Raw genomic sequence first — 22501 nt, 5'->3', positions numbered from 1 at the left:
ATCCGCGGCCGGATCACCCGCCCGTCAGACAGCCGCTCCATGCGGATTCTCCGGCCGACGCCCGAGTCACCAGGCGAGGTACGGGTCGACGAGCAGTGGACCGCGGATGTCCCGCAACGTGTCGACGAGGCGGTCGAGCCCTTTCCTGTTCCAGGTCGCCAGCTGCAAGTCGTGAGGGCCGAGTGGTTCGAGCTTGCCGGTGCGGATCCGTACGACCTCCCACTTCGCCGCGCGCAGCGCGCGGCCTTTGCGGCGGTCGGCGTCCTCGCGCTTGCCGACGTGCTCGAGGCCATGCCGGCCGGTGCTGTCGTACTCGATGGCGACGCGCAGTTCCGGAAGAAGGATGTCGGGCCACACCTCCACGTGGTCGAAGAACGGCCGCGCGACCCGTACCGCGTTCATCCCCTGCGTCACCCCGAGGCGTGCGAACAGGTCGGCGCGCAGCTGGGCCTCGATCGCCGACGCCGGCTTCGGCGCACACTCCGAGTGGAACGGCTCGCCGACCGGCACGTCGGGCGTCTTGGGGCACACACGCTGCTTTCGCTTCGGCAACTTCTGCCGGAGAACGGCGCGGTCGACCGGGTTCGCGATCGCGGCCGGCACGGGGGAGCCGGGCGCCGTGACCACCTCCCGCATCGGGAGTGCCCGGGCAGGCCGGGCAAGGTCCGCGCAGTCCGGGCACCAGGCGGACCGGCGGCGCTCACGGCCGGGGCGGTTGCGCTGCTCGTCGGGGGTGGCCGCGAACTTGTGCCCTGCCTCGCATTGCCACAGCAGCAGCACGTCGGCGGCCGGGGGAACCTGGCTCAGGACGATGCCGGCGTTGAGCTCGGGGTGATACTGGCGGATGAGGGCGGGAAACGGCGCCCAGGCCTCCCGGTAGCTGCCGACGGGGTACGGCACCTCCGCGCCTTTGGAGAACTGGCGGCGAGCCCACCACAGTTCGACACGCTCTGCCATGCCAGCAGGGTATTCGCGGCCGGCGACATCACTCGTGCTCCGGCAGCAGCGGCGTCGACCAGCCCGGGTCGCGACCGAGCTGCGCGGCCCGCGAGACCGACGTCGCACCGAAGCGATCGCGCACGGCGTCGAGCACGGTGTCGAGGCGCTCGCCGTCGTCCCAGTCGATGGGCAGCTCGGGCTGGATGCTGTCGGCGCGCCCCAGCTGCGACAGCGAGATGCCGATCAGGGTGATGCCGCGTTCGGCGATCTCGGGCTGCGCGGCCGCGAGTAGTGCGCGTGCGACGCCGAGCAGCACCGAGGTGCGATCGGTCGGGAACCGGACCGTGCGCGAGCGGGTGGCCTTCGCGTAGTCGCCGTACCGGAGGCGCAGTACGACCGTGCGGCAGACCCGGTCGCGCTCGCGCAGTCGGCGCGCGAGCCGATCGACGATCTGCGTGAGGAAGAGGTCCAGCTCTTCGGCCGAGCGAGGGCGGTTGCCAAGGGCGCGTTGCGAGCCGATCGACCCGCGGCGGCGCGTCGAGTCGACCGGGCGCGGGTCCCGCAGGCGGGCGAGTGCATGCAGGTGCGCGCCGGCCGCCCTTCCCAGCAGCCTCTCGGCGGTCGCCGCTTCGAGTTCGGCCAACTCGCCGACGGTATGGATGCCGAGCCCGTGCAGCTTCTCGGCGGTCACCGCGCCGACACCCCACAACCGTTCGACGGGCAGCGGGAGCAGGAACGCCTGCTCCCGCTCCGGTTCCACCACGAGCAGCCCGTCGGGCTTGCTCACCGCGCTCGCGACCTTGGCGAGGAACTTGGTGCGGGCGACCCCGACCGAGATCGCGAGTCCGACCTCGGTGCGCACCCGTGCACGCAGTCCCACCGCGATCTGCTCGGGGGAGCCCGCGATGCGCCGGAGCCCGCCGACCTCGAGGAACGCCTCGTCGATGGAGAGGCCTTCGACGAGCGGGGTCGTATCCCGGAAGATCGCGAACACGTCGCGACTGGCTGCAGAGTAGGCGTCCATCCGCGGCGGTACGATCACGGCATCCGGGCAGAGCTCCCGCGCCTGCCGCCCGCCCATGGCGGTGCGCACGCCGCGGGCCTTCGCCTCGTAGCTGGCCGCCAGCACGACGCCACCGCCGACGATGACCGGCCGGCCGCGCAGCGCGGGCGCGTCGCGCTGCTCGACCGAGGCGTAGAAGGCGTCCAGATCGGCGTGCAGCACGGTCGCCTCGCCCCGCATCCCGCCCTCCCCGCCGCTCGTCCCTGGTGCGGATCATCGCACCAACCGGCGACACCACAACTCATGAGGCGGGTCAAGCCCCAAGACGGTGGCGGGCGCAGGGGATATCCCTGTTCCACAGACAAACCGCCACTGCTTGAAGGTGAGCAGCCATGATCACATTCGGATCCGCGATCCGCTCCGTCGGAGAGGCCCTGAGGAAGCTCTTCGACCGCCGCCGCCCGCGGCGAACCACCTGGAAGGCGACCCTCGCCGACGTCCGTCGCGCAGAAGAGCATCACTTCCCCATGCCCTGAACCCTGCGGGGCGCCGTCCGGACGCGCTGCGGTGCGTCAGTCGTCGGCCGGGTCGGTGATCACGCCGGTCGGCTCCGCATCCTCCACGATGTGACGCCAGCTCAGCTCGTCGGCGGTCGTGCGTCCCGCATCGACCGCCTCTTCGCGGCTCGAGAAGCTCTGCGAGAGGTCGGGCCGCTCGGCGACGGACACCTCCCACTGTCCGCGATTCGAACGGGTGATGACGGTGTGCTCGGTCTCGGCCATGATTTCTCCTGTCAGTTATCCTCGGCGGCCCGGAGCGGTGCGTGGAGCGGGTTGACCCCGGGGACGGATGCCGAACCCCGCCGTCAGTGGACCGGGCAGCGAGACGCTGCTCCGCCGGCCCGCACGTGCGCTCCGGACTTCGGCATCGTCGGAAGCCGGCGACGGTTCACGGTGAGGCCGGAGTCGAGGACGGTCAGCCCGGGGTCGCTCAGCACGGCGATCGCCGTGGCGAGTCCGGAGATCGCGATCTTCTCGCCCGGGCAGCGGTGGCCGGTCGCCACACCGGCACCGCCGTGGGGGATGAAGGCGGTCAGCGCCTCGTAGTCTTCGGCGCCGCGGAAGCGCTCGGGATCGAACGTGGCCGGGTTCTCCCACGAACCGGCGTCCGTGTCGGTGCCGAGGATGTCGAGCAGCACGCGCCCGCCGGCGGCGAGGTGCTGCCCGTCGAGGTCGATGTCCTGGGTCGCCCATCCGGGGAGCATCGGCACGAAGGGTGCGGTCCGCCGGATCTCCTGGGCGAACATGATCGCGAGAGGACCCCCCACCAGGGTCTCCCGCTCCGCCGTCTCGGCGGCGATGCGAGCCTGCCACTCGGGCCGGTCGTGCAGCTCCTTCGCCGCGAAGGCGACGAAGCGCGCGACGGCGATCGTGGGACGGATCGTATTCTGCAGCTCGACTCCCGCGAGATGCGCAGGCAGCAGTTCGCCCGCGCGATCGCGGTGCCAGGCCCAGGAACGAAGAGCCGTCCCCTCTCGGGCAGCGAGGTCGCCGGAGCGCACCGCCTCAATGAGGCGCCGCGCGTGCCGGTCCGACCAGATGCGATTGCCGACTGCCGCGAGGTACGCGGGGGAGTAGGGCGCGCCGAAGCCGTCGACGATCTGCGCCAGGCGCGCCGACCAGCGGGTCTTCGCCGCGGGCGTGCCCGGCAGTCCGGCCCACGTCATGATCGCCCGACCCAGAGCTCCGACGGCCGCGTCGTAGGCCGTGCGGTCGCCGCCGTCCAGCCACGCGTGGAGCTCATGACGCCACTCCCGCTCGAGCAGCGGATGCAGACGTTCGACCTCGGCATCGTCGTAGGCGATGTCCACGAACGTCGCCTTCCGGTGGCGCTGCTCGTCGCCGTCGAGGCTGTGCACCGAGCCGTGTCCGAACAGCGTCTCCTGCACGATCGCGGGCATCGCGCCGTGGCGGGCGATTCGCGTCTCGTCGTAGAACAGCTCAACCGCCGCGGTGCCTCGCACGAGGAGTGCGTCCCGGCCCAGCAGTCGCAGGGGTGCAGACCGCGCACCCTCGCGGAAGCGCCGCCACACGCGCTCGCCGAAGTCGTAGCCGTGGGCGAGGACGGAGAGCGACTCGTCGGCGAGCGGACGCGTCATCGCGCCGGCCGCATCAGCGACGCTCGGGCTTCATCGGAGGACGATGCGGGATCGGTATGGGCCGGGTGGTCCCTGTGCTCCGGCGACCGTGGCGGATGAGGTCGCGCAGCACCGCATCAGCGGTGCCGTAGCGAGTGGGCAGACCGAGCGGGTGCAGCCAAAGCACGTCGACGCCTTCCAGCGGGGCCTCGCTGATGCAGGCGACGACACTTCTCGCGTCGGTCGTGGGGACATGCGCGTCGCGGATGATCCACGTCGACTGATCCACGCGCTGCAAGTCGTACTGTCGTCCTGTCGGACGAATCTGGGGTTCGAGCATCACCATCGTTCGCTCACCTCTCCTGTCCGGTGCCGGACCACGGCGATGCGGAAGTCGCTGTTCTCATGTCGGTGCCTCCACGCTGATGCAGCGAGTCGATTCTCACCGAGGACGAGCCGGGCACCGCCGGGGTTGACAAACGACGCCCAGGCGCTACCGCCCGCCAGGCCAGCGAATCGGGCAGACGGTGATCCTCGTCGGCCGGCGCCGCGGGCTACTCCCGGGGGTCGCTGTCGATCCGCTGCGCCGCGATGGGAAGAGCCACCGCCAGTGAGATGCACAGCACTCCGGCGACGAACACCAGGGCCGGCAGGAAGGGGGCCGCGAAGGCCGAGCCGACCAGGTACATGCCGCCCAGGAGCAGGATGAGGTAAAGAACGAAGAGCATCGCGCGTCCTCTCTCGTGTCGCCTCCGCCATGTCTGCGCGGGGCTCCTCCCTGCCTATCGCACCACCGCCGGATCCGCCAGAGGCAATGGTGCGGCGGTACGCGCGTGACGCAGAATGGCGCCATGAGACTCGTCCAGGTCGCCCAGCACGCTGACGACCTCGAGCGCGCCGCCGCTTTCTACACGGACCTCCTCGGTGTGCCGCCCACGGCGCGGTTCGATCCGCCGGGACTGCTCTTCTTCGACCTCGACGGCGTCCGCCTGTTGCTGGAACGAGGTGCGCCGACGGCACTGATCTATCTGCGGGTGGACGACGTGCGAGTCGCTGTCGAACGCGTCCAGGAAGGCGCCCGCGTCGTCACCGCTCCGCACGTGATCTTCACCCACGAGGACGACGCGCTGGGTCCGGCCGGCCACGAGGAGTGGCAGGCCTTCGTGGAGGACTCGGAGGGGAACACCGTGGGTCTCGTGTCATTTCATCGCCGGGAGTGAGGTGTCACACTGCACCGTGGAACCCCTCAAGTTGAGGCATCCTGTCGCTCACGACTCGGTAACGGCATGCAATTCGCACCGGCAGCGGCGTTAGCCTGGTGGTGATGAACGCCTACGTCTCGGCGTTCGAGCTGTTCTCCATCGGCGTAGGACCCTCGAGCTCCCACACGGTCGGACCCATGCGGGCCGCCCAGGACTTCGTCGTCCGCCTGCGCGAGACCGGCGTGCTGCCCCAGGTCGGGCGGGTGACCTGCACGCTGTACGGCTCGCTCGGTGCCACCGGCATCGGCCACGGCACGCCGGACGCGGTCGTCGCCGGACTGCGAGGGCTCCGACCCGAGACGGTGGACCCGGATGCCGTGCGCTCGGCGTGGAGCGCCTGGCCAGAAGGGGAGTCGCTCGACCTCGCGGGCGTGCGCGCCGTGCCGTTCGCCCGCGGCGACATCGTGTTCGCGCCGCGCACGCGGCTGCCGGGGCACCCGAACGCCATGACGCTCGAGGCGTGGGCGTCGCCCGACGACGGCCCGGCGCGCCCCACGGCCGTGGCAGGAGTGCGTGAGACCGGAGCGTCGTCCGTTGCGCCCCTCGCACAGAAGACGGATGCCGGACTCCTCGCCCGCGAGACCTACTACTCCGTCGGCGGCGGGTTCATCCGCCGCGAGGGCGACGAGCCGTCGCCGCGCGCCACAGCTCGTGCGTACCCGCTCGACTTCTCGAGCGCCGAGGAGCTCCTGGCGCTCTGCGACGAGCGCCGCATCACGATCGCCGAGGCCGCGCGCATCAACGAGGCGTCGCGGCGCCCCGACGAGGAGATCGCCGCCGGGCTCGATGCCATCTGGGACGCCATGGCGGCGTGCGTCGAGGCCGGCCTCGATGCCGGCGGTGTGCTGCCCGGGATGCTCGGCGTCAAGCGTCGTGCGGCCTCGATCCGCGCGCAGCTCGAGGCCGCCGAGGCCGACGGCCGCCGCGAGCTGCCGGGGGAGTGGCTGGGCGCCTTCGCGCTCGCCGTCAACGAGGAGAACGCCGCGGGCGGCCGGGTCGTGACGGCCCCGACGAACGGCGCGGCCGGCATCCTTCCCGCTGTGGCGATGTACTGGTGGCGGTTCTTGGCGGACTCCGGCCTGGGCGCGGGCAACGCGGTCACCCCGTACGGCGAGCTGGTCGGCAGCGCGCTGCTCGGCTATCACGGCGAGCACGCGCTCGCCGAGCCGGGGGTGGATTGGGACGAGGAGCAGGTGGCCGAGGCGAACCGCCGCCGCGGCATCCGTCGCTTCCTCCTCACGGCGACCGCGCTGGGTTCGCTGTTCAAGGCCAACGCGTCGATCTCGGGCGCCGAAGGCGGGTGCCAGGCCGAGGTCGGCTCGGCCTGCGCGATGGCGGCTGGGGGACTGACCGCGGTCATGGGCGGCACGAACCGGCAGATCGAGAACGCGGCCGAGATCGCGATGGAGCACCACCTGGGGCTGACGTGCGACCCGGTCGGCGGCCTCGTGCAGATCCCGTGCATCGAGCGCAACGCCATCGCCGCATCGACAGCGGTGACGGCCGCCCGCCTGGCGCTGCGCGGCGACGGGTCGCACTACGTCTCGCTGGACGCCGTCGTGGAGACCATGCGGCAGACCGGCATCGACATGTCGCACAAATACAAGGAGACGAGCGAAGGCGGTCTCGCGGTCAATGTCATCGAGTGCTGACAACCGTTTGGGCGTTTCGTCTCGCTCCGCTCGCTCAACGACCGGTCGTTGAGCGAGCGAGGAACGTGGTCGTTGAGCGTGCTTGCGAGTCGAAACGCAGAGACGAGACGGGGCCGTGTTCGTTCTGAGCGAACGCTCCGACTGTTAGCACTCTCCCATGCCGAGTGCTAATCTGTACGTAGTTGAGCCGAGTGGGCTCAACTCCAAGACAGAGAGGAGATTCCCATGGCCACCTACGACCCGTTCCGTGACCTCGACCGTCTGGCGTCGAGTCTCTTCGACCAGCGGCGCGGCCCCCGGCGCATGCCGATGGACCTGTACCGCGACGGCGACCACTATGTGCTGACCGCCGATCTGCCCGGTATCGACCCGGGCTCGGTCGACATCGACGTCGACGGCCAGCTGCTGACGATCCGCGCCGAGCGCACGCTGCACAGCGGCGACGACGTCAAGTGGATCACCCGCGAGCGCGAGGCCGCGAGCTTCCTGCGTCAGCTCAACCTCGGCCAGGGCATCGACACCGAGCGCATCTCGGCCAACTACAACAACGGTGTGCTCAGCGTGACGATCCCGGTGAGCGAGAAGGCCAAGCCGCGCAAGATCGAGGTGATGTCCGAGGGCGGTACGCCGACGATCCAGGCGCACGAGTCCAACGACGCTCCGCAGCCGATCGAGCAGTAGTCGCGCACGGCTGCGCAGCAAGCAGTTCCGCAGAGAACGACGGATGCCTCGTCCCGGCCGGGACGAGGCATCCGTCGTTCTGCGCGATCAGGACTGCGCGGCGCCCGTGAAGTGGCGGCGGCAGCGCGCCTGATACGACTCGATGCCACCGATCTGCTCGGTCGTCGGAGTGAGCGGGTCGCCGGTATCGCCCGACGAGAGTCGCTGGTGGAACGCGGCATCCTCTCCGCACACCGCGCACACCGCAGTGAGCTTGAGCACGTCCTCGGCGATCGCCATGAGGGCCGGCAGCGGCTCGAAGGGTCGACCGTCGAAGGTGACGCAGAGGCCCGAGACCACGACGTCCACTCCCTCAGTCACCAGCGCGTCTACGGCGGCGACGAGGCCCGGACCGAAGAACTGCGCCTCGTCGATGGCGACGAGATCGAGATCGCGACCCCGCACCGAGGCGACCAGCGTCTCGACGTCGGGGACCGACCGCGACGGCACGCTGAGGCCGGAGTGGGAGCTGACCTGTCCCTCGCCGCGGCGATCGTCGAGCGCGTGGCTGACGACGTCGACCGCCAGCCCGGCGATGCGTGCGCGGCGGACGCGCCGCAGCAGCTCCTCGGACTTGCCCGCGAACATGGGGCCGGCGACGACCTGCAGCCTCGCCAGGGTGCGCGTGTGCATGGCGCCCAGACTACGTCCGCCTAGGATCGAACGACCCTGAGAGGACCCGGCATGACCGAGCGCGAGTTGACCGTCCCCGTGTCGCTGACCCTGCCGAACGGCCGCGTCAACCCGGAGGCGATCGGCTGGGCGCGCCGGCCTGTGGTCGACACGGCGGGCATCGGGCGCGGACGCGGGCGCAACAAGCGGTGGGAGTACTGGAACGTCACCACGCCGACGCACATCCTCGCGCTCACGGTGTCGTCGATCGACTACGCCGCCGTGCACGAGGTGTGGGTGTTCGACCGTGCGACCGAGCGCACGTGGGGCAAGGGCGCGACCGTCATCCCGGCGCGGGATTTCGAGCTTGCGGCCGCCGTCGAGAGCGGGCCGGCCCGCGCTCGCGCGAAGGACCTCGAGATCGAGGTCCTTCCGGAGGAGGGCGGCACACGGCTGCGAGCCCGGATTCCGCATGCCTCGTTCGACGTGTTCGCCGCGCTGCCGGCCGGCCATGAGCGGCTGGCCGTCGTGGTGCCGTGGAGCGCGACGCGCTTCCAGTACACCGTCAAGGACGTCGCCCGTCCCGCCTCCGGATCGGTCACCGTGGACGGCGTCACGCACGACGTGCCGGCGGGGGAGTCGTGGGCGGTGCTCGACCACGGTCGTGGTCGCTGGCCGTACGACGTCCGCTGGAACTGGGGTGCGGGTTCCGGGACGTCGGGCGGGCGCACGATCGGCATCCAGGTGGGCGGCCGCTGGACCCAGGGCACGGGCTCCACCGAGAACGCCGTGCTGGTGGACGGACGGCTGCACAAGATCCACGATGAGCTCGAGTGGGACTACGACATCGCCGAGTGGCGCAGGCCGTGGCGCGTCACCGGCGGTGGGCTCACGGCATCCTTCACGCCCTTCTACGACAAGGTGACCCGCACGAATCTCGGCGTCGTCGCCTCACGAACCGACCAGTGCTTCGGCCATTGGGCGGGCACGTTCGCGGTGCCCGGCGGCGACGTCGTGAGGTTCGACGGCATCCTGGGCTGGGCAGAGGAGGTCCACAACCGCTGGTGACGCGGGTCTAACCTGAGCCCATGGATGCCGTCAGCGTGCGTGATCTGCATGTGCGACGTGGGAAGACCGAGGTCTTCACGGCGCTCGACCTCGACATCCCGCGCGGGCAGATCACCGGGCTGATGGGGCCGTCCGGATGCGGCAAGACGACGCTGATGCGCTCGATCGTGGGCGTGCAGAAGATCGCGGGCGGCACCGTGACCGTGCTCGGCGAGCCGGGCGGATCGAGCGCGCTGCGGCGGCGGGTGGCGTACGACACCCAGGCGGCGTCGGTGTACGGCGACCTCACGATCGAGCAGAACCTGCGGTACTTCGCGCGCCTCGTCGGCGCGCCGCGCAGCGACGTCGACCGGGTCATCGAGCAGGTGGGGCTCGAAGAGCAGCGGGATCAGACCATCGATTCGCTCAGCGGCGGGCAGGAGAGCCGCGTCTCGCTCGCCGTCGCGATGCTCGGCGCCCCCGAGCTGCTCGTGCTCGACGAACCGACGGTCGGGCTCGATCCGGTGCTGCGCGCGGAGCTGTGGGAGGTGTTCCGCGCTCTCGCGGACGCCGGCGCGACGCTCATCGTCTCGAGCCACGTCATGGACGAGGCGCTGCGCTGCGACCGCCTCGTCCTGATGAGAGCGGGACGCATCATCGCCGACACGACGCCGGACGGACTGCTGGCCGACACCGGGACGACCGATCCGGATGCCGCGTTCCTCACGCTCATCGAACGCGACGCCCTTCGACAAGCTCAGGGACCGGATGGGGCTCAGGGACCGGATGGGGCTCGAGGTCCGGATGGGGCTCGGGGACCGGATGGGGCACGGGGACCGGATGGGGCTGAGGATTCGCGCGCGGAGGTCGACGACCCCGAACCGCACCCACTCACGCGTCGCGAGGCGCGGGAGCAGGCGCGGCATCCCCACGCGCCGGCGCAGGAGCCGCCGCCGGGGCAGTCCGCGGATGAAGGAAGCGGCTCGTGAACGGCACGCTCACCTTCGCGACGGCCGGGCGTGTGCTCCGCCAGCTCAGCCACGATCCGCGCTCGATCGCTCTGATGCTCGTCGCGCCGAGCATCCTCGTCGGGCTGTTCGCGTGGCTGTTCAGCGAACAGGAGGGCGTGTTCGACCAGTTCGGCGGTCCGATCCTCGCGCTCTTCCCGTTCATCGTGATGTTCCTCATCACCTCCATCACGACGCTCCGCGAGCGGCGGTCGGGCACCCTCGAGCGGCTCATGACGACGCCGATCGCCAAGGCGGACTTCATCCTCGGCTACGGTCTCGCGTTCGCCCTGATGGCCACGCTGCAGGCCGTCATCACCGTCACCTTCGCGGTGTGGGTGTGCGGGCTCGATGTCGACGGACCGCTGTGGCAGCTGGGCCTCGTGGCGGTCGTCGACGCGATCCTCGGCAGCGCGCTGGGACTCCTCGCCAGCGCCTTCGCGCGGACCGAGTTCCAGGCCGTGCAGTTCATGCCGCTGATCGTGTTCCCGCAGATCATCCTCGGCGGCCTCTTCATGCCGCGTGAAGACATGCCCGAGGCGCTGTACCAGATCTCGAAGGTGCTGCCCCTCAGCTACGCCATCGACACGATCAACGCGGTGACTGCGGGCGACGAGGGATGGGATGTCTTCGGGCCGCTCCTCGTGGTGGTCGCGTTCGCCGCGGGAGCGCTTGTCCTCGCATCGCTCACGCTCCGGCGGCGCACCCCCTGAGGAGCCGCGACGGCGCCCACGGTCGTTGAGCGAGCGAGGAACGAGCGAGACGAAACGCAGTGAGCCGACGTGCGACGCCGGCTGGGGCGTTTCGTCTCGCTGCGCTCGCCCAACGACCGAGCTGGGAGTCAGCAGCCGGGCTGCGGCTTGCGGAGCTTGGCCGTGAGCTCGCGCAGCTGGGCGAGCTCCGCGTCCGACAGCAGCGACATCCGTTCGGCGATCGCCCGGCCGTGGGCACTGGCGATGCGGCGGAACAGGGACGCCCCGGCATCCGTCGCGTGCACGAGCGCCCCGCGCCCGTCGTCAGGATCCGCGCACTTGGTGAGCAGCCCACGTGCCACCATGCGGTCGACGAGACGCGACACGCTGGGCTGGCTGATGAGCATGTTGGCGGTCACGTCGCGCAGGCGCGCGGTGAGGTCGTCGGAGCGCGTGACGGTCAGGAGGACGTCGTATTCGGCCTGGCTCAGCTTCTCGTCGTCGAAGTCGCCGTTGATGTCGCCGAACACCTCGTGCTGGGCCCGGAAGAGGCTCTCCCAGGCGTCGATGGCGAGACGGCGGTCGGTCATACCGTCAAGAGTAGGGCAGGGTGCGGACCCTAGGCTGGCGGCATGTCGTCTTCCACCATCGCGTCGTGGCGCGCGCGTCGTCTCGCCGTCGTGGGGCTGCTGCTCGCGCTCCTCGCGGGCGCGGTGCTCGCAGCGGTCGCTGCTCCTTCCGCCCGTGCGGATGTGGAGGACTTCTCGTTCGAGAGCCTCGATGTCGAGTACCAGCTCGGCCGCGCAGACGACGGCACGAGCACCCTCACGGTCGTGGAGACGTTCGTGGCGATCTTCCCCGAGTCCGACCAGAACCGCGGCATGCGCCGCGCCATCCCCGACAGCTATCAGGGGGCGCCGCTCGACCCCCAGCTGGTCTCTCTCACCGACGAGAACGGGGCGCCGCGCGAGGCCGAGACCGAGACCGAGGACGGCCTCTTCCTGATGACCTCGCGTGCCGACGACTTCGTCCACGGCCGTCAGACCTACGTCTTCACCTACACGCTCGAGAACGCCACCCGCCACTTCGCCGACACCGGGTCGGACGAGTTCTACTGGGATGTGAACGGCACGGCGTGGCCGCAGCCGTTCGGGCGCGTCACTGCCCGTGTGACCATGCCGGACGAGCTGGATGCCGCACGCACGGGTGCGCAGGCCTGTTACGTCGGCTACCAGGACGACACCCGCAGGTGCGACATCTCGGAGGTCGACGGTGCGGTCACGGCATCCGTCTCGGACGTGCAGCCGTACCAGACGATGACGATCGCCATCGGGTTCGAGCCCGAGACGTTCACCGAATTCGACACGTCGTACCTCGCCTCGCCGTGGGGCTGGCTGCAGGCGCTGGTGGCGCTGCTGGGCCTCGGCACCGCCGTGGTCCTCGCGGCCCGCACGCGCGCGCGGCACCTCCAGGACGAACCCGGCCGGCCCGTGATCATCGCCGAGTACACTCCGCCGCGCGGCATCGACGCGCTCGAGAGCGCGGTGCTTCTCGGTCACACGACGAAGGCGATCCCCGCTGAGGTGCTCGAGCAGGCGGTGGTGGGCAGCATCCGTATCGAAGAGGGCCCGGCGAAGCTGTTCGGCGGCACCCGGCTGAAGGCCGTGCTCGTCGACCCGTCGCTCGCAGACGGAGACGGACGGATGCTGCTTCCCGGCCTCTTCCCGAACGGCGTGCCCGGTGAGGAGTTCGAGTTCGGGCGCACCGACACGCGGTTCTCGTCGACGGCGCAGTCGGTGCTCAGGGCTGCGACGTCGGAGCTCTCGACGCGCGGACTCCGTCGCGCCGTCCCCGCGGGTGCGAGGGCGTGGCCGGTGGCGATCGCGATCATCTCGGCGGGGCTGGTGCTGCTGTCGGGCATCGCGGCGATGGTCGCCTGGGTCTCACCGCTGGTGCCGATCCTGCTGATCGTCGGTGCGTTCCTCGTCGTGGTCGTCGTGGGCGGCATGGTCTCGCGCAAGCCCCTCACCGCCGCCGGCGCGGAGGTGCGCGACCACCTGCACGGGCTGAAGCAGTTCATCGAATGGGCGGAGGCGGACCGCATCCGCATGCTGCAGTCTCCGCATGGGGCCGAGCGGGTGCCGGTCGACATCTCCGATCCGCGGGTGAAGCTGAAGCTGTACGAGAAGCTGCTCCCGTACGCGGTCGTCTTCGGCCAGGAGAAGAAGTGGGCCGACGAGATCGCCGTGCTCTACGGCGAAGGCAACTCACCCGGCTGGTACGCGGGCTCGACGGGGTTCAACGCCGCGGCGTTCTCGGCCGGCATCTCGACGCTGTCGTCGTCGGCCTCGGCGTCCTCGTCGTCGGGCGGTTCGTCGGGCGGCGGCTCCGCCGGCGGTGGTGGTGGCGGCGGAGGCGGCGGCGGCGTGTGACGCCTGCGGCGGCGCTGCTTGTCGGCTCCCGGTCCCTGAGCTTGTCGAAGGGCGGTCAGCCGTCGAGCCCGACGCGCCGGGACCCTTCCGGCGTGTGCAGCCGGGCGAGGAACAGGTCGGTGCCACGCGGGATCCCGCGGCGGTCGCCGCGTGAGACGAGCACGATCACGAGCACCGCGATCGGCACGGTCCACGCCGCCGGCTGCTCGAGGAACGGGCGCAGCGCGGGCAGCCACGCCGAGATGATCCCGCCTCCGAGGATCGCGACGCCCGACAGCACCGCGCCGGTGAGCATGCCGGCGATCGCGCCGCGCGCCGTGAGGCCGCGCCACCAGATGCCGAGCAGGAGCACGGGACACAGCGTCGATGCGGTGAACGCGAAGACGAGTCCGACGCTGCCGGCCAGCCCCGCCGACTCCGTGGCCAGGGCCACCACGAGCGGGACGAACGACGAGAGCACGGCAGCGATGCGGAACCCCCGGACGCTGCCGCCGAGAAGGTCCTGACTGATCACGCCGGCGAGGGAGACGACGAGACCCGACGACGTCGAGAGGAACGCCGCGAACGCGCCGGCGATGACGAGGGCCGTGAGCAGGTCTCCGAGCGGCCCGGCGACGAGCCGGCCGGGCAGCAGCAGGATGAGCGCGTCGGCGTCGCCCGAGGCGGCGAGATCGGGGGCGAACGCCCGCCCCAGCAGCCCGAACGCCGTGGGGAACAGGTAGAAGACCGAGAGCATCACGAGCACGATGACGGTCGTGCGCCGCGCTGCCACCCCGTCCGGGTTGGTGTAGAAGCGCACCAGCACATGGGGGAGCCCCAAGGTGCCGAGCAGCAGCGCCACCATGAGAGAGATCGTCCGGTACACCTCGAGGTCGCCCGGGCCGGCGCTCGCAGGGAAGGCCTCGACGGGCGGCAGGGCGGGCGGCACATCGCCCACGAGGAGCAGGATCGCGATCACCGGGATCGCGAGCGCCGTGAGCTTCAGCCAGAACTGGAACGCCTGCACGAACGTGATCGACCGCATGCCGCCGGCTGCCACGACGACGGCGACGATCACCGCGACGGCGAGCGAGCCGACCCAGGCCGGGAGACCCGTGGTGATCCGCACGGTCAGTGCCGCGCCCTGCAGCTGCGGCACGATGTAGAACCAGCCGATGACGATGACGAGCGTGCTCGTCACGCGGCGCGCCCAGAGCGAGTCGAGCCGCGCCTCGGTGAAGTCGGGGATCGTGTAGGCGCCCGAGCGGCGCAGCGGCGCCGCGACGAACAGCAGCAGCATGAGGTACCCGGCCGTGTAGCCGATCGGGAACCAGAGCGCCGCCGATCCGGTGAGCAGGATGAGGCCCGCGATGCCGAGGAACGACGCCGCCGACAGGTACTCCCCGCCGATGGCTGACGCGTTCCACCACGGCCGCACCGTGCGGCTCGCCACGTAGAAGTCGCTCGTCGTGCGGGAGACCCGCAGACCGTAGAAGCCGATGAGCGCCGACACGATCGCGACGGCGGCGATCGCGGTGTAGCCGATGGCGGGGTTCACTCGTCCTCCGTCAGCGACCGATAGCGTGCCTCATTGCGCGAAGCCGCACGCAGATAGAGCGCGGCGACGGTGATGGCCAGCGGGTACACGCCCACGCCGAGCAGCAGCCACGACGCCGGCACGCCGAGCACGAACGTCGTGTCGAGCTCGGGCACGAAGGCGATCGCCAGCACGAACAGTGCCGTCGCCGCGGCGAATCCGACCGCGAACACGACCCCGAGGCGCAGCTGCGAGCGGATCAGCGAACGCACGTACACTCCCGCGATGTCGCTCGTCGGCGCCTCGGCGGCGTTGCGCGACACCGGCCGGGCAGAGGCGGCGGGCGAGCCGGCGCGCGGTGCGGTCACGCGTACGCGCTGGGGTGCTGCCGCAGCACTGGATGACGCCGCGCGGTCGGGGTGAACGTCATCCGCGGCGGCGTGCGAGCCGGGTGTGTCTCGGGACAGCTGGCCGCCGGCGTGAGAGTCGGAGTCCTCGCCGGCGCCGCCGTGCGATGCGCGGGACGTCATGTCCGCGGCCGGATCGTCGTCGACTCGAGTCGATCGCGCAGAGCCGGCAGAAGGCGCCGGCTCACCGGCAGTTCGGCGACGCCGACCACGACACTCGGGTGATCGCCGCCGAGCCGCAGGCGGGCCAGATGCGGGATCGCGACGAGGTACGAGCGGTGGATTCGCACGAACGTGTCGGCCCACTGCCGTTCGAGGTCCGACATCGGCACCCGCACGAGGTAGCTCGCCTCCTCGGTGTGCAGCCGGGCGTAGTCGCCCTGCGCCTGCACGTAGCGCACCTCGTCGCGCCGGATCATGCGCGTCGTGCCGCCCAGAGTGACCGCGATCATCTCGGGTTTCGCGGAGGCCGCGGCATCCGTCGACGGCGCCGCCTGAGACTTGATCGCCTCGACGATGCGGGTGACCGAGCGGTGCAGCCGTTCGGTGCGCACCGGCTTGAGCAGATAGTCGACCGCGGCGAGGTCGAAGGCCTCGAGGGCGCTCTCTTCGTCGGCGGTGACGAAGACGAGCGCCGGCCGGCGCTCGAAGCGCTGCAGCGCGCGGGCGAGATCGAAGCCGTTGAGGCCGGGCATGTGGATGTCGAGGAATGCGGCGTCGACGGGCTCGCGCGTGAGGAGCCGGATCGCCTCGGCGCCCGACGCCGCCTGGTGGATGACGCCGATGCGCGCGTCCTGCCCGAGCAGGAACGCGAGCTCGTCGATCGCGGGCTGTTCGTCGTCGGCGATGAGCACGGAGATCACCGTTCCCGCCTCCCTTCCGTGCCGGCAGGAGCGGGGGATGCCGGTATCCGGCCGGGAGCGCCGGACGCTGCCGCGACACGGCCCGGCTGCGACTTCGGCACCCGCATCCGCACCAGAGTTCCGGCACCCACGTTGGTCTCGACGACCAGTCCGTGCTCGTTGCCGTACACCTGTCGCAGGCGCGCGTCCACGTTGCGCAGGCCCACGTGCTGGCCGGTCGCCGCGCCGGCGAGCGCACGTTCGAGCGCGTCGGGGTCGATGCCGACGCCGTCGTCCTCGACGCTGATCTCGGCGAACGCGCCCTGATCGGATGCCTCGATCGTGATGCGTCCGCCCCCCTCCTTGCCCTCGAGCCCGTGCCTCACCGCGTTCTCCACGAGCGGCTGGATCGAGAGGAACGGCACGACCGTCGAGAGGACCTCCGGCGCGATCTGCAGCGTCACCTTCAGTCGGTCGCCGAATCGTGCGCGCTCGAGCTTCAGATAGCTGTCGATCGAGCGGAGCTCCTCGGCCACCGTGGTGAAGTCGCCGTGGCGGCGGAACGAGTAGCGGGTGAAGTCGGCGAACTCGAGAACCAGCTCTCGTGCTTTGGCCGGGTCGGTGTTGATGAACGAGGCGATCGCGTTCAGCGAGTTGTAGATGAAGTGAGGGCTGATCTGCGCGCGCAGCGCGCGCACTTCGGCCTCGGCGAGCGCCGCTCTCGACGCGTCGAGCTCGCCGAGCTCGACCTGCGCCGCGACCCAGTCCGCGACCTCGCCGGTCGCGCGTACGAGACCCGCCCGCACACGCGGGGCGAAGGCGACGATGGCCCCGGCGGGCGCGCCGCCCGCGAGGATCGGCGCGGCGACGACATCCGTCTCCCGGTCGCCGATCCGGATGCGCCGCTGCAGCTGCGGACGGTTCGAGGCGCGCACCTCGGCCGCCAGGCGTCCGGCGACCTCACGGACGGCGTCGTCGCCCTCGACCGTGACATGGCCCGCCGAGTCGACGAGAGCCAGGGTCTCGCACCCGAGAAGGGCGCGCAGGTGCCGCCCGGCACGCGTCGCGTCGCCTTCGGCGATGCCGCCGCGGAGGTGCTTGGCCGCGCGGCTCGCGAGGTGCAGCGTCTGGTACGTCGCCTGCTCGACGTCGGTGCCGAGATCCTTCGAGGTGACGACGATCCGCCGGAGCAGAAGGACCACGCCGACCGCGAGTGCCCCGGCGACGGCGCCGGCGGCAGCGGCGAGCAGCATCGACTCGGGCATGCACGCCAGCGTAGCCGCCGTCGTTCGTCGCTGTCGTTCGTCGTCGTCGATCCGCCGTTCGTCGCACCGTGGACCCCGCTCACCGACGACGAACGGCGGCCACCCCCGGCACGCCCGGCCGCGCGCGACCATGGTCGCACTGTCAACGCAGCGGCGCGGCCGACGGTCCGCCGACCCCCCCTCGAAGGAGAGACGCCATGGGCAACGAAGCCCCACGCGCCGCCGTAGACCTCGCAGAGGTCGACTACGGCGCGGTCCAATCATCATCCGAGTTCCAACGGCTTCGGCGCACCCACCGGAGCTTCGTCTTCCCCGTTCTGGGCGCTTGTCTCGCCTGGTACTTCGCCTACGTGCTGCTCGCCACCTATGCGCACGACTTCATGTCCACCCGGGTGTTCGGAAGCGTCAACATCGCGATGGTGCTCGGCATGGCACAGGTGGTCACCACCTTCGCCGTGACGACCTGGTACGTGCACTACGCCAACCGCAACCTCGACCCGCTCGCGGAGGAGATCCGCGACGAGATCGAGACCGGCACTTTCGTGTCCGACGCTCTCAAGAACGAGGAGGCCCGCTGATGCTGCGCTTCGAAGCGGCGAGCACCTCGCCCGGTGAGCCCTGGCTCAACATCGCCATCTTCGGCGCGTTCGTCGCCGTGACGATGGTCATCGTGTTCCGCGCCAGCCGGAACAACAAGACGGCCGCGGATTACTACGCCGCAGGGCGGTCGTTCACCGGTGGCCAGAACGGCGCGGCCATCGCCGGCGACTACCTGTCTGCGGCGTCGTTCCTGGGTATCGTCGGCGCGATCGCCATGACGGGCTACGACGGCTTCCTGTACTCGATCGGGTTCCTGGTCGCCTGGCTGGTGGCCCTCCTCCTCGTCGCGGAGCTCCTGCGCAACACGGGCAAGTTCACGATGGCCGACGTGCTGTCGTTCCGCCTGAAGCAGCGCCCGGTGCGCATCGCCGCAGCGACCACGACGCTCGTCGTCTGCTTCTTCTACCTGCTCGCACAGATGGCAGGTGCCGGTGGTCTGGTCTCGCTGCTGCTCGGCATCGGCGACCAGCTCGGTCAGGCTCTCGTCATCACGGTGGTGGGCGCCCTCATGATCCTCTACGTGCTCATCGGCGGCATGAAGGGCACCACGTGGGTGCAGATCATCAAGGCGGTGCTGCTCATCGCCGGCGCCGGTGTGATGACGGTCTGGGTGCTCGCGCTCAACGGGTTCGACTTCTCCGCGCTTCTGGACAAGGCCGTCGCGGTCGCCGAGAACCCGGCGATCCTCGACCCGGGCCTGAAGTACGGCGTGTCTGAGGTCGCGAAGATCGACTTCCTCTCGCTCGGCCTCGCCCTCGTGCTGGGCACGGCCGCACTGCCCCACGTGCTCATGCGGTTCTACACCGTGCCCACGGCAAAGGAGGCGCGCAAGTCGGTGGTCTGGGCCATCTGGCTGATCGGCATCTTCTACGTGTTCACGCTGGTGCTCGGCTACGGCGCCGCCGCCCTCGTCGGCCCGGCGGTCATCGCCGCCGCACCCGGCGGCCCGAACTCGGCGGCACCGCTGCTCGCGTTCTCGCTGGGCGGACCGCTGCTGCTCGGCCTCATCTCGGCGATCGCGTTCGCCACGATCCTCGCGGTGGTCGCCGGCCTCACCATCACGGCAGCCGCCTCGTTCGCGCACGACATCTACGCGTCGGTCGTGAAGAAGGGCAAGCCGGAGCCGGGCGCCGAGGTCAAGGTCGCGCGCCGCACGGTGGTCATCATCGGCATCGTGGCGATCGTCGGCGGCATCGGCGCGAACGGCCAGAACGTCGCGTTCCTGGTCGCGCTCGCCTTCGCCGTCGCGGCGTCGGCCAACCTGCCCACCATCGTGTACTCGCTCTTCTGGAAGCGCTTCACGACGAAGGGCGCCCTGTGGAGCATGTACGGCGGTCTCGCCTCGGCGATCCTGCTCATCGTGTTCTCGCCGGTCGTGTCGGGCTCTGAGACGTCGATGCTCAAGACCGAGGCGATCAACTTCGCCTGGTTCCCGCTGTCGAACCCCGGCATCATCTCGATCCCGCTCGCGTTCCTGCTGGGCTGGATCGTGAGCGTGCTCGACAAGACCCCGGAGGACGCGAGGAAGCAGTCCGAGATGGAGGTGCGCTCGCTCACCGGCATCGGTGCCGAGAAGGCGGTCAACCACTAGGAGTTCGCGCAGGTACGAGGGTCGGTCGGGCGGTTTCCCGACCGGCCCTTGTTCGTGCGGCCGAGATGTTGCGGTCGAACCCTGCCGTCGGGAGCCTTGTTGTGCCGCGCGCCCGCTAGGCCGATCTCGCTCGCAGATCGTCGTGGAGCACCCGGTTCGTGGATCGCCATGGTCTTCGGTGATCGATCCAGGTCGGCGGCCTCACCTGCGGCACGCCGTCGACCATCCGGATCTCCCACCCGCTGGTCTCGATGGTGCGGTGATGGTGCCAGCAGAGCAGGACGCCGTTCGCCACGTCCGTTGGGCCTCCGTGCGCATGGCCTGTCACATGGTGCACTTCGCACCAGGCGGCGCGAACGCGGCAGCCGGGGATGACGCAGCCGCCGTCGCGGGCGGTGATCGCCTTCCGCTGCCAGTGCGTGAAGACGCGATCGAGCACCGACAGGGCCTTGATCGAGCCGTTCGGACCGAGCCTGACGCGATGGATTGTGCCGTGGCATCCGATTTGCCGTGCGAAGGTCGCCGGGACCGGGACCTCGCCGTCCGGGCCGTCGACGAAGGCGACGCCGTCGGCTCGGTCGAGCTGGTTCTCGGCAATGGTGACGACGAGCGTCGGCGCCGCGCCGCCGAGAGTCGGGCTCTCTGCTGCGGACGCGGCAGCGGAGAGGATGCCGGCGAACGCGTCGTGGCGCTTCTGATCGGCGGTGCGCGGGTCGTGGACGTGCTCGTCGGGCGAGTCGCCGTCGATGCCTGTGTCGACGTCGGCGAAGCGGGGAGCGCGGTCCTGGACGCGGGGGTTGAGGTGGGCGTCGAGCAGACGCTGCAGCGCGGCCGCGATGTCGGCGGTGACGTTGCCGTGCAGAGGGAAGAGGTTGTTGCGCTCCCGCCCGATGCGAAAGGTGCGCATGCGCTCGGAGTCTTCGTCGGGCAGGGTTCCATCGGGGTCGAGGAACAGTGCCCAGGTCTGGGCCATGATCCTGAGCTCATAGACGCTGCACGGCGGGTCACCGCCTTCTCCGACGGCAGCACGCACGAGTTCGCTCTCGGCCGCAGCCAACTCGCCGGCGCCGCATCGCCGCTGGAGCGGGCGCAGGCCGTCGGCGATGGTGGTCAGGGCGTCGAGACTGAGGCGTCCCGCCGCGAACTCCCGACGTGCGTGGTCCAAGGGGGCGGGCCTCGTCTGCCCCGTCAGAGTCATCCCGTTCGTGATCGCCCGTGCCGTCCGCAGCCGCGCCCGCGCCGTCGCGTTCGACACGTGGATCGCACGCTCGAGGAGATCGATCGGGGTGTCGCAGCCGTACGTGGTCGTCAGGCTGACATCCGCGGCGCCGGGTTCGCTGCGGCGCCCGACCTCTCCGGCGAGACCCAGGCGGGCGGCATCCGTCCATCGCCCGATCTCTTCCGTGATCTTCAGCGCGGCGATGAGCTGCTCGTCGCTGAGGCTGCGCTGCCCGTCTCGATCGAGCGGCTCCGCGAGCGCGCCGCCAAGCAGTGCGGCGATGCCCTGGAGGTCGGCGAGCGGGAAGTTCATACCTCCATCATGCCGAGGGGCTCCGACATCAGAGAGGTAAGAAAATGCTGGTCAAGAGCTTTTTCTGTGGATAACCGGCGCGAGTGCGTGTGTCGCCCTGGCTGGGGAGGAGAGGCGTTGCGCGACGGCAAGAGTAAGGGCCGGTCGGAGAGGCTACCGACCGGCCCTTGTCCCTTGCACCAAGAGTGTCCTGCAATCACATGCCGGTAGCTGCCACAGCAAAACAACTACCGTGCATGCACTCTATAACGGCGAGGTAACGAAGGGAAGTGTCTGTCGTTATCTTTTTGTGATTCATTTCCTGTGAGTTTGGAGCGGCGCCCACGGCGCTAGGTGCTCTCCGGGTCGGGGCCGAGCGCGCCCCGGCCGCCATCGATGGGCAGTACGACGCCCGTCACGAAGTCAGACGCCTCCGACAGAAGGAAAGCCACGGCGTGTGCGACGTCGTGCGGCTGGCCGATACGGCCGATCGGGTGCAGAGCAGCCATCTGTTGATCAGCTTCAGGGTGCAGTTGGCGGTACTGCTCGTACCGTGGCGTCGTGATGGAGCCCAATGCCACGGCATTCACCCGAATTCCTTGCGGGCCGTGGTCGACTGCGGCCGCGCGGGTCAGTCCTTCGATGGCGGCTTTCGCGGTGGCGTAGGGCAGTGCTCCCCGTACCGGTCGCTGGGCTTGGTGTGAGGACACGTTCACGATCGACCCGGGACGGGAGCAAGCCAGGAAGTGCTGAATGGCGATCCGGCAGCCGGTGATCGCCATGTTCAGGTTCAGGGCTACGAGCTCCTCGATTTCACCCGCCGAGGCGCTGGCGAGGCTGGCGTCGCGGAACACTGCGGCGTTGTTGACCCACCCGGCCAGCGGAGCCTGGCTCTCTGCGAGCTCGGCAGCCGCCAGGGCGTCGGCCGGGTTCCCCGCACTCCCGGGGTAATGGTGCGTTCGCGAGGCGGATCGCCGCGGGTCGGCATCGGGGTCGAGGTTGACGACGACGTGACCCAGTGAGGCCAGATGCTCGGCGATCGCGCTGCCGACTCCGCCGCTCGCGCCGGTGACGACGAACGAGCGTGTGCCGGTCACGCTTCCACCGCCGCAACCCCACCAGCAGTGTCAGAAGAGGAGAGCGCCATCAGCTCATCTTTCTGGCCCTGTCGGTCGTTGTCCACAATCGCCCGAAGTCGATGGGTTTCGGCAGGTGGCAGCGGCTGCCTCGGCGTGGCGGCGGAGATGGTGAGGCCATCGACGGTCAC

General features: G+C 70.3%; 25 protein-coding genes. 10 read left to right on the top strand and 15 right to left on the bottom strand.

The window, feature by feature from the left end:
• Positions 1-66: 66 nt before the first annotated feature.
• Positions 67-957 carry a zinc-ribbon domain-containing protein gene (locus tag ABG085_RS15890; protein WP_347976709.1) on the bottom strand — a complete coding sequence of 297 codons (891 nt, stop codon included), beginning with the start codon at positions 955-957 and terminating at the stop codon, positions 67-69.
• A 28-nt stretch (positions 958-985) separates the two neighbouring features.
• Entirely contained in the window at positions 986-2182 is a 1197-nt protein-coding gene (gene dinB, locus ABG085_RS15885; protein WP_347976708.1) for a DNA polymerase IV, read from the bottom strand.
• A 152-nt stretch (positions 2183-2334) separates the two neighbouring features.
• On the opposite strand from dinB, the gene ABG085_RS15880 reads away from it, so the two are divergent.
• Positions 2335-2478, top strand: a complete 144-nt coding sequence (locus tag ABG085_RS15880; protein WP_347976707.1) for a hypothetical protein — start codon at positions 2335-2337, stop codon at positions 2476-2478.
• Between the two features lie 36 nt (positions 2479-2514).
• On the opposite strand, the gene ABG085_RS15875 is transcribed toward ABG085_RS15880, so the two are convergent.
• The 4 genes from ABG085_RS15875 to ABG085_RS15860 form a co-directional block, all read right to left on the bottom strand.
• Positions 2515-2724 carry a DUF2188 domain-containing protein gene (locus ABG085_RS15875; protein WP_347976706.1) on the bottom strand — a complete coding sequence of 70 codons (210 nt, stop codon included), beginning with the start codon at positions 2722-2724 and terminating at the stop codon, positions 2515-2517.
• 83 nt (positions 2725-2807) lie between these two features.
• Positions 2808-4100, bottom strand: coding sequence for a cytochrome P450 (locus ABG085_RS15870; RefSeq protein WP_347976705.1), 1293 nt, complete (start codon positions 4098-4100; stop codon positions 2808-2810).
• A gap of 13 nt (positions 4101-4113) precedes the next feature.
• Entirely contained in the window at positions 4114-4425 is a 312-nt protein-coding gene (locus ABG085_RS15865) for a hypothetical protein (RefSeq protein ID WP_347976704.1), read from the bottom strand.
• A gap of 208 nt (positions 4426-4633) precedes the next feature.
• Positions 4634-4807, bottom strand: a complete 174-nt coding sequence (locus ABG085_RS15860; protein WP_347976703.1) for a hypothetical protein — start codon at positions 4805-4807, stop codon at positions 4634-4636.
• A 123-nt stretch (positions 4808-4930) separates the two neighbouring features.
• On the opposite strand from ABG085_RS15860, the gene ABG085_RS15855 reads away from it, so the two are divergent.
• The 3 genes from ABG085_RS15855 to ABG085_RS15845 all read left to right on the top strand — a co-directional run bounded on the left by ABG085_RS15855 (position 4931) and on the right by ABG085_RS15845 (position 7674).
• Positions 4931-5299, top strand: a complete 369-nt coding sequence (locus ABG085_RS15855; RefSeq protein ID WP_347976702.1) for a VOC family protein — start codon at positions 4931-4933, stop codon at positions 5297-5299.
• Between the two features lie 104 nt (positions 5300-5403).
• A complete protein-coding gene (locus ABG085_RS15850; RefSeq protein ID WP_347976701.1) occupies positions 5404-6993 on the top strand; it encodes an L-serine ammonia-lyase, iron-sulfur-dependent, subunit alpha in 1590 nt (529 codons plus the stop codon).
• Positions 6994-7218: 225 nt separating this feature from the next.
• Positions 7219-7674 carry an Hsp20/alpha crystallin family protein gene (locus ABG085_RS15845; RefSeq protein ID WP_347976700.1) on the top strand — a complete coding sequence of 152 codons (456 nt, stop codon included), beginning with the start codon at positions 7219-7221 and terminating at the stop codon, positions 7672-7674.
• Positions 7675-7761: 87 nt separating this feature from the next.
• Here ABG085_RS15845 and ABG085_RS15840 read toward each other — a convergent pair whose 3' ends face one another.
• Positions 7762-8346, bottom strand: a complete 585-nt coding sequence (locus ABG085_RS15840; protein WP_347976699.1) for a thymidine kinase — start codon at positions 8344-8346, stop codon at positions 7762-7764.
• 51 nt (positions 8347-8397) lie between these two features.
• On the opposite strand from ABG085_RS15840, the gene ABG085_RS15835 reads away from it, so the two are divergent.
• From ABG085_RS15835 to ABG085_RS15825, 3 genes are read left to right on the top strand one after another with little or no spacing between them, the layout of a single operon-like run.
• A complete protein-coding gene (locus ABG085_RS15835; protein WP_347976698.1) occupies positions 8398-9393 on the top strand; it encodes a DUF2804 domain-containing protein in 996 nt (331 codons plus the stop codon).
• Positions 9394-9413: 20 nt separating this feature from the next.
• The gene (locus ABG085_RS15830) at positions 9414-10361 is read left to right on the top strand and encodes an ATP-binding cassette domain-containing protein (protein WP_347976697.1); all 948 of its coding nucleotides are present in this window, start codon (positions 9414-9416) and stop codon (positions 10359-10361) included.
• Positions 10358-11092 carry an ABC transporter permease gene (locus ABG085_RS15825; RefSeq protein ID WP_347976696.1) on the top strand — a complete coding sequence of 245 codons (735 nt, stop codon included), beginning with the start codon at positions 10358-10360 and terminating at the stop codon, positions 11090-11092. Before ABG085_RS15830 ends, ABG085_RS15825 begins: the two co-directional genes overlap by 4 nt.
• Positions 11093-11220: 128 nt before the next feature.
• Here ABG085_RS15825 and ABG085_RS15820 read toward each other — a convergent pair whose 3' ends face one another.
• The gene (locus ABG085_RS15820; RefSeq protein ID WP_347976694.1) at positions 11221-11661 is read right to left on the bottom strand and encodes a MarR family transcriptional regulator; all 441 of its coding nucleotides are present in this window, start codon (positions 11659-11661) and stop codon (positions 11221-11223) included.
• A gap of 42 nt (positions 11662-11703) precedes the next feature.
• Between ABG085_RS15820 and ABG085_RS15815 the strand changes: the two genes are divergently transcribed.
• Positions 11704-13503, top strand: coding sequence for a DUF2207 domain-containing protein (locus tag ABG085_RS15815; protein WP_347976693.1), 1800 nt, complete (start codon positions 11704-11706; stop codon positions 13501-13503).
• Positions 13504-13558: 55 nt separating this feature from the next.
• On the opposite strand, the gene ABG085_RS15810 is transcribed toward ABG085_RS15815, so the two are convergent.
• The 4 genes from ABG085_RS15810 to ABG085_RS15795 form a co-directional block, all read right to left on the bottom strand.
• Positions 13559-15040, bottom strand: a complete 1482-nt coding sequence (locus ABG085_RS15810; protein WP_347976692.1) for a cation acetate symporter — start codon at positions 15038-15040, stop codon at positions 13559-13561.
• Positions 15037-15387, bottom strand: a complete 351-nt coding sequence (locus ABG085_RS15805; RefSeq protein ID WP_347976691.1) for a DUF485 domain-containing protein — start codon at positions 15385-15387, stop codon at positions 15037-15039. The genes ABG085_RS15810 and ABG085_RS15805 overlap by 4 nt, the downstream gene beginning before the upstream one ends.
• Before the next feature lie 158 nt (positions 15388-15545).
• Complete coding sequence (locus ABG085_RS15800; RefSeq protein WP_347976690.1) at positions 15546-16289, bottom strand: LytTR family DNA-binding domain-containing protein; 744 nt, start codon at positions 16287-16289, stop codon at positions 15546-15548.
• Positions 16286-17533, bottom strand: coding sequence for a histidine kinase (locus ABG085_RS15795; protein WP_347976689.1), 1248 nt, complete (start codon positions 17531-17533; stop codon positions 16286-16288). The genes ABG085_RS15800 and ABG085_RS15795 overlap by 4 nt, the downstream gene beginning before the upstream one ends.
• 197 nt (positions 17534-17730) lie before the next feature.
• Between ABG085_RS15795 and ABG085_RS15790 the strand changes: the two genes are divergently transcribed.
• Together ABG085_RS15790 and ABG085_RS15785 are read left to right on the top strand one after the other, a co-directional pair.
• Complete coding sequence (locus ABG085_RS15790) at positions 17731-18111, top strand: DUF485 domain-containing protein (RefSeq protein ID WP_347976688.1); 381 nt, start codon at positions 17731-17733, stop codon at positions 18109-18111.
• Complete coding sequence (locus ABG085_RS15785; protein WP_347976687.1) at positions 18111-19724, top strand: sodium/solute symporter; 1614 nt, start codon at positions 18111-18113, stop codon at positions 19722-19724. The genes ABG085_RS15790 and ABG085_RS15785 overlap by 1 nt, the downstream gene beginning before the upstream one ends.
• Before the next feature lie 115 nt (positions 19725-19839).
• On the opposite strand, the gene ABG085_RS15780 is transcribed toward ABG085_RS15785, so the two are convergent.
• From ABG085_RS15780 to ABG085_RS15770, 3 genes are all read right to left on the bottom strand, one after another.
• Entirely contained in the window at positions 19840-21255 is a 1416-nt protein-coding gene (locus ABG085_RS15780) for a DUF222 domain-containing protein (RefSeq protein WP_347976686.1), read from the bottom strand.
• Positions 21256-21584: 329 nt separating this feature from the next.
• Positions 21585-22331, bottom strand: a complete 747-nt coding sequence (locus ABG085_RS15775) for an SDR family oxidoreductase (RefSeq protein ID WP_347976685.1) — start codon at positions 22329-22331, stop codon at positions 21585-21587.
• A complete protein-coding gene (locus ABG085_RS15770) occupies positions 22328-22501 on the bottom strand; it encodes a hypothetical protein (protein ID WP_347976684.1) in 174 nt (57 codons plus the stop codon). Before ABG085_RS15770 ends, ABG085_RS15775 begins: the two co-directional genes overlap by 4 nt.

Origin of the sequence: Microbacterium sp. ProA8, from assembly GCF_039905635.1 — a bacterium.
GTDB lineage: Bacteria > Actinomycetota > Actinomycetes > Actinomycetales > Microbacteriaceae > Microbacterium > Microbacterium chionoecetis.
This window is presented reverse-complemented; position numbering and strand designations above follow the sequence as displayed.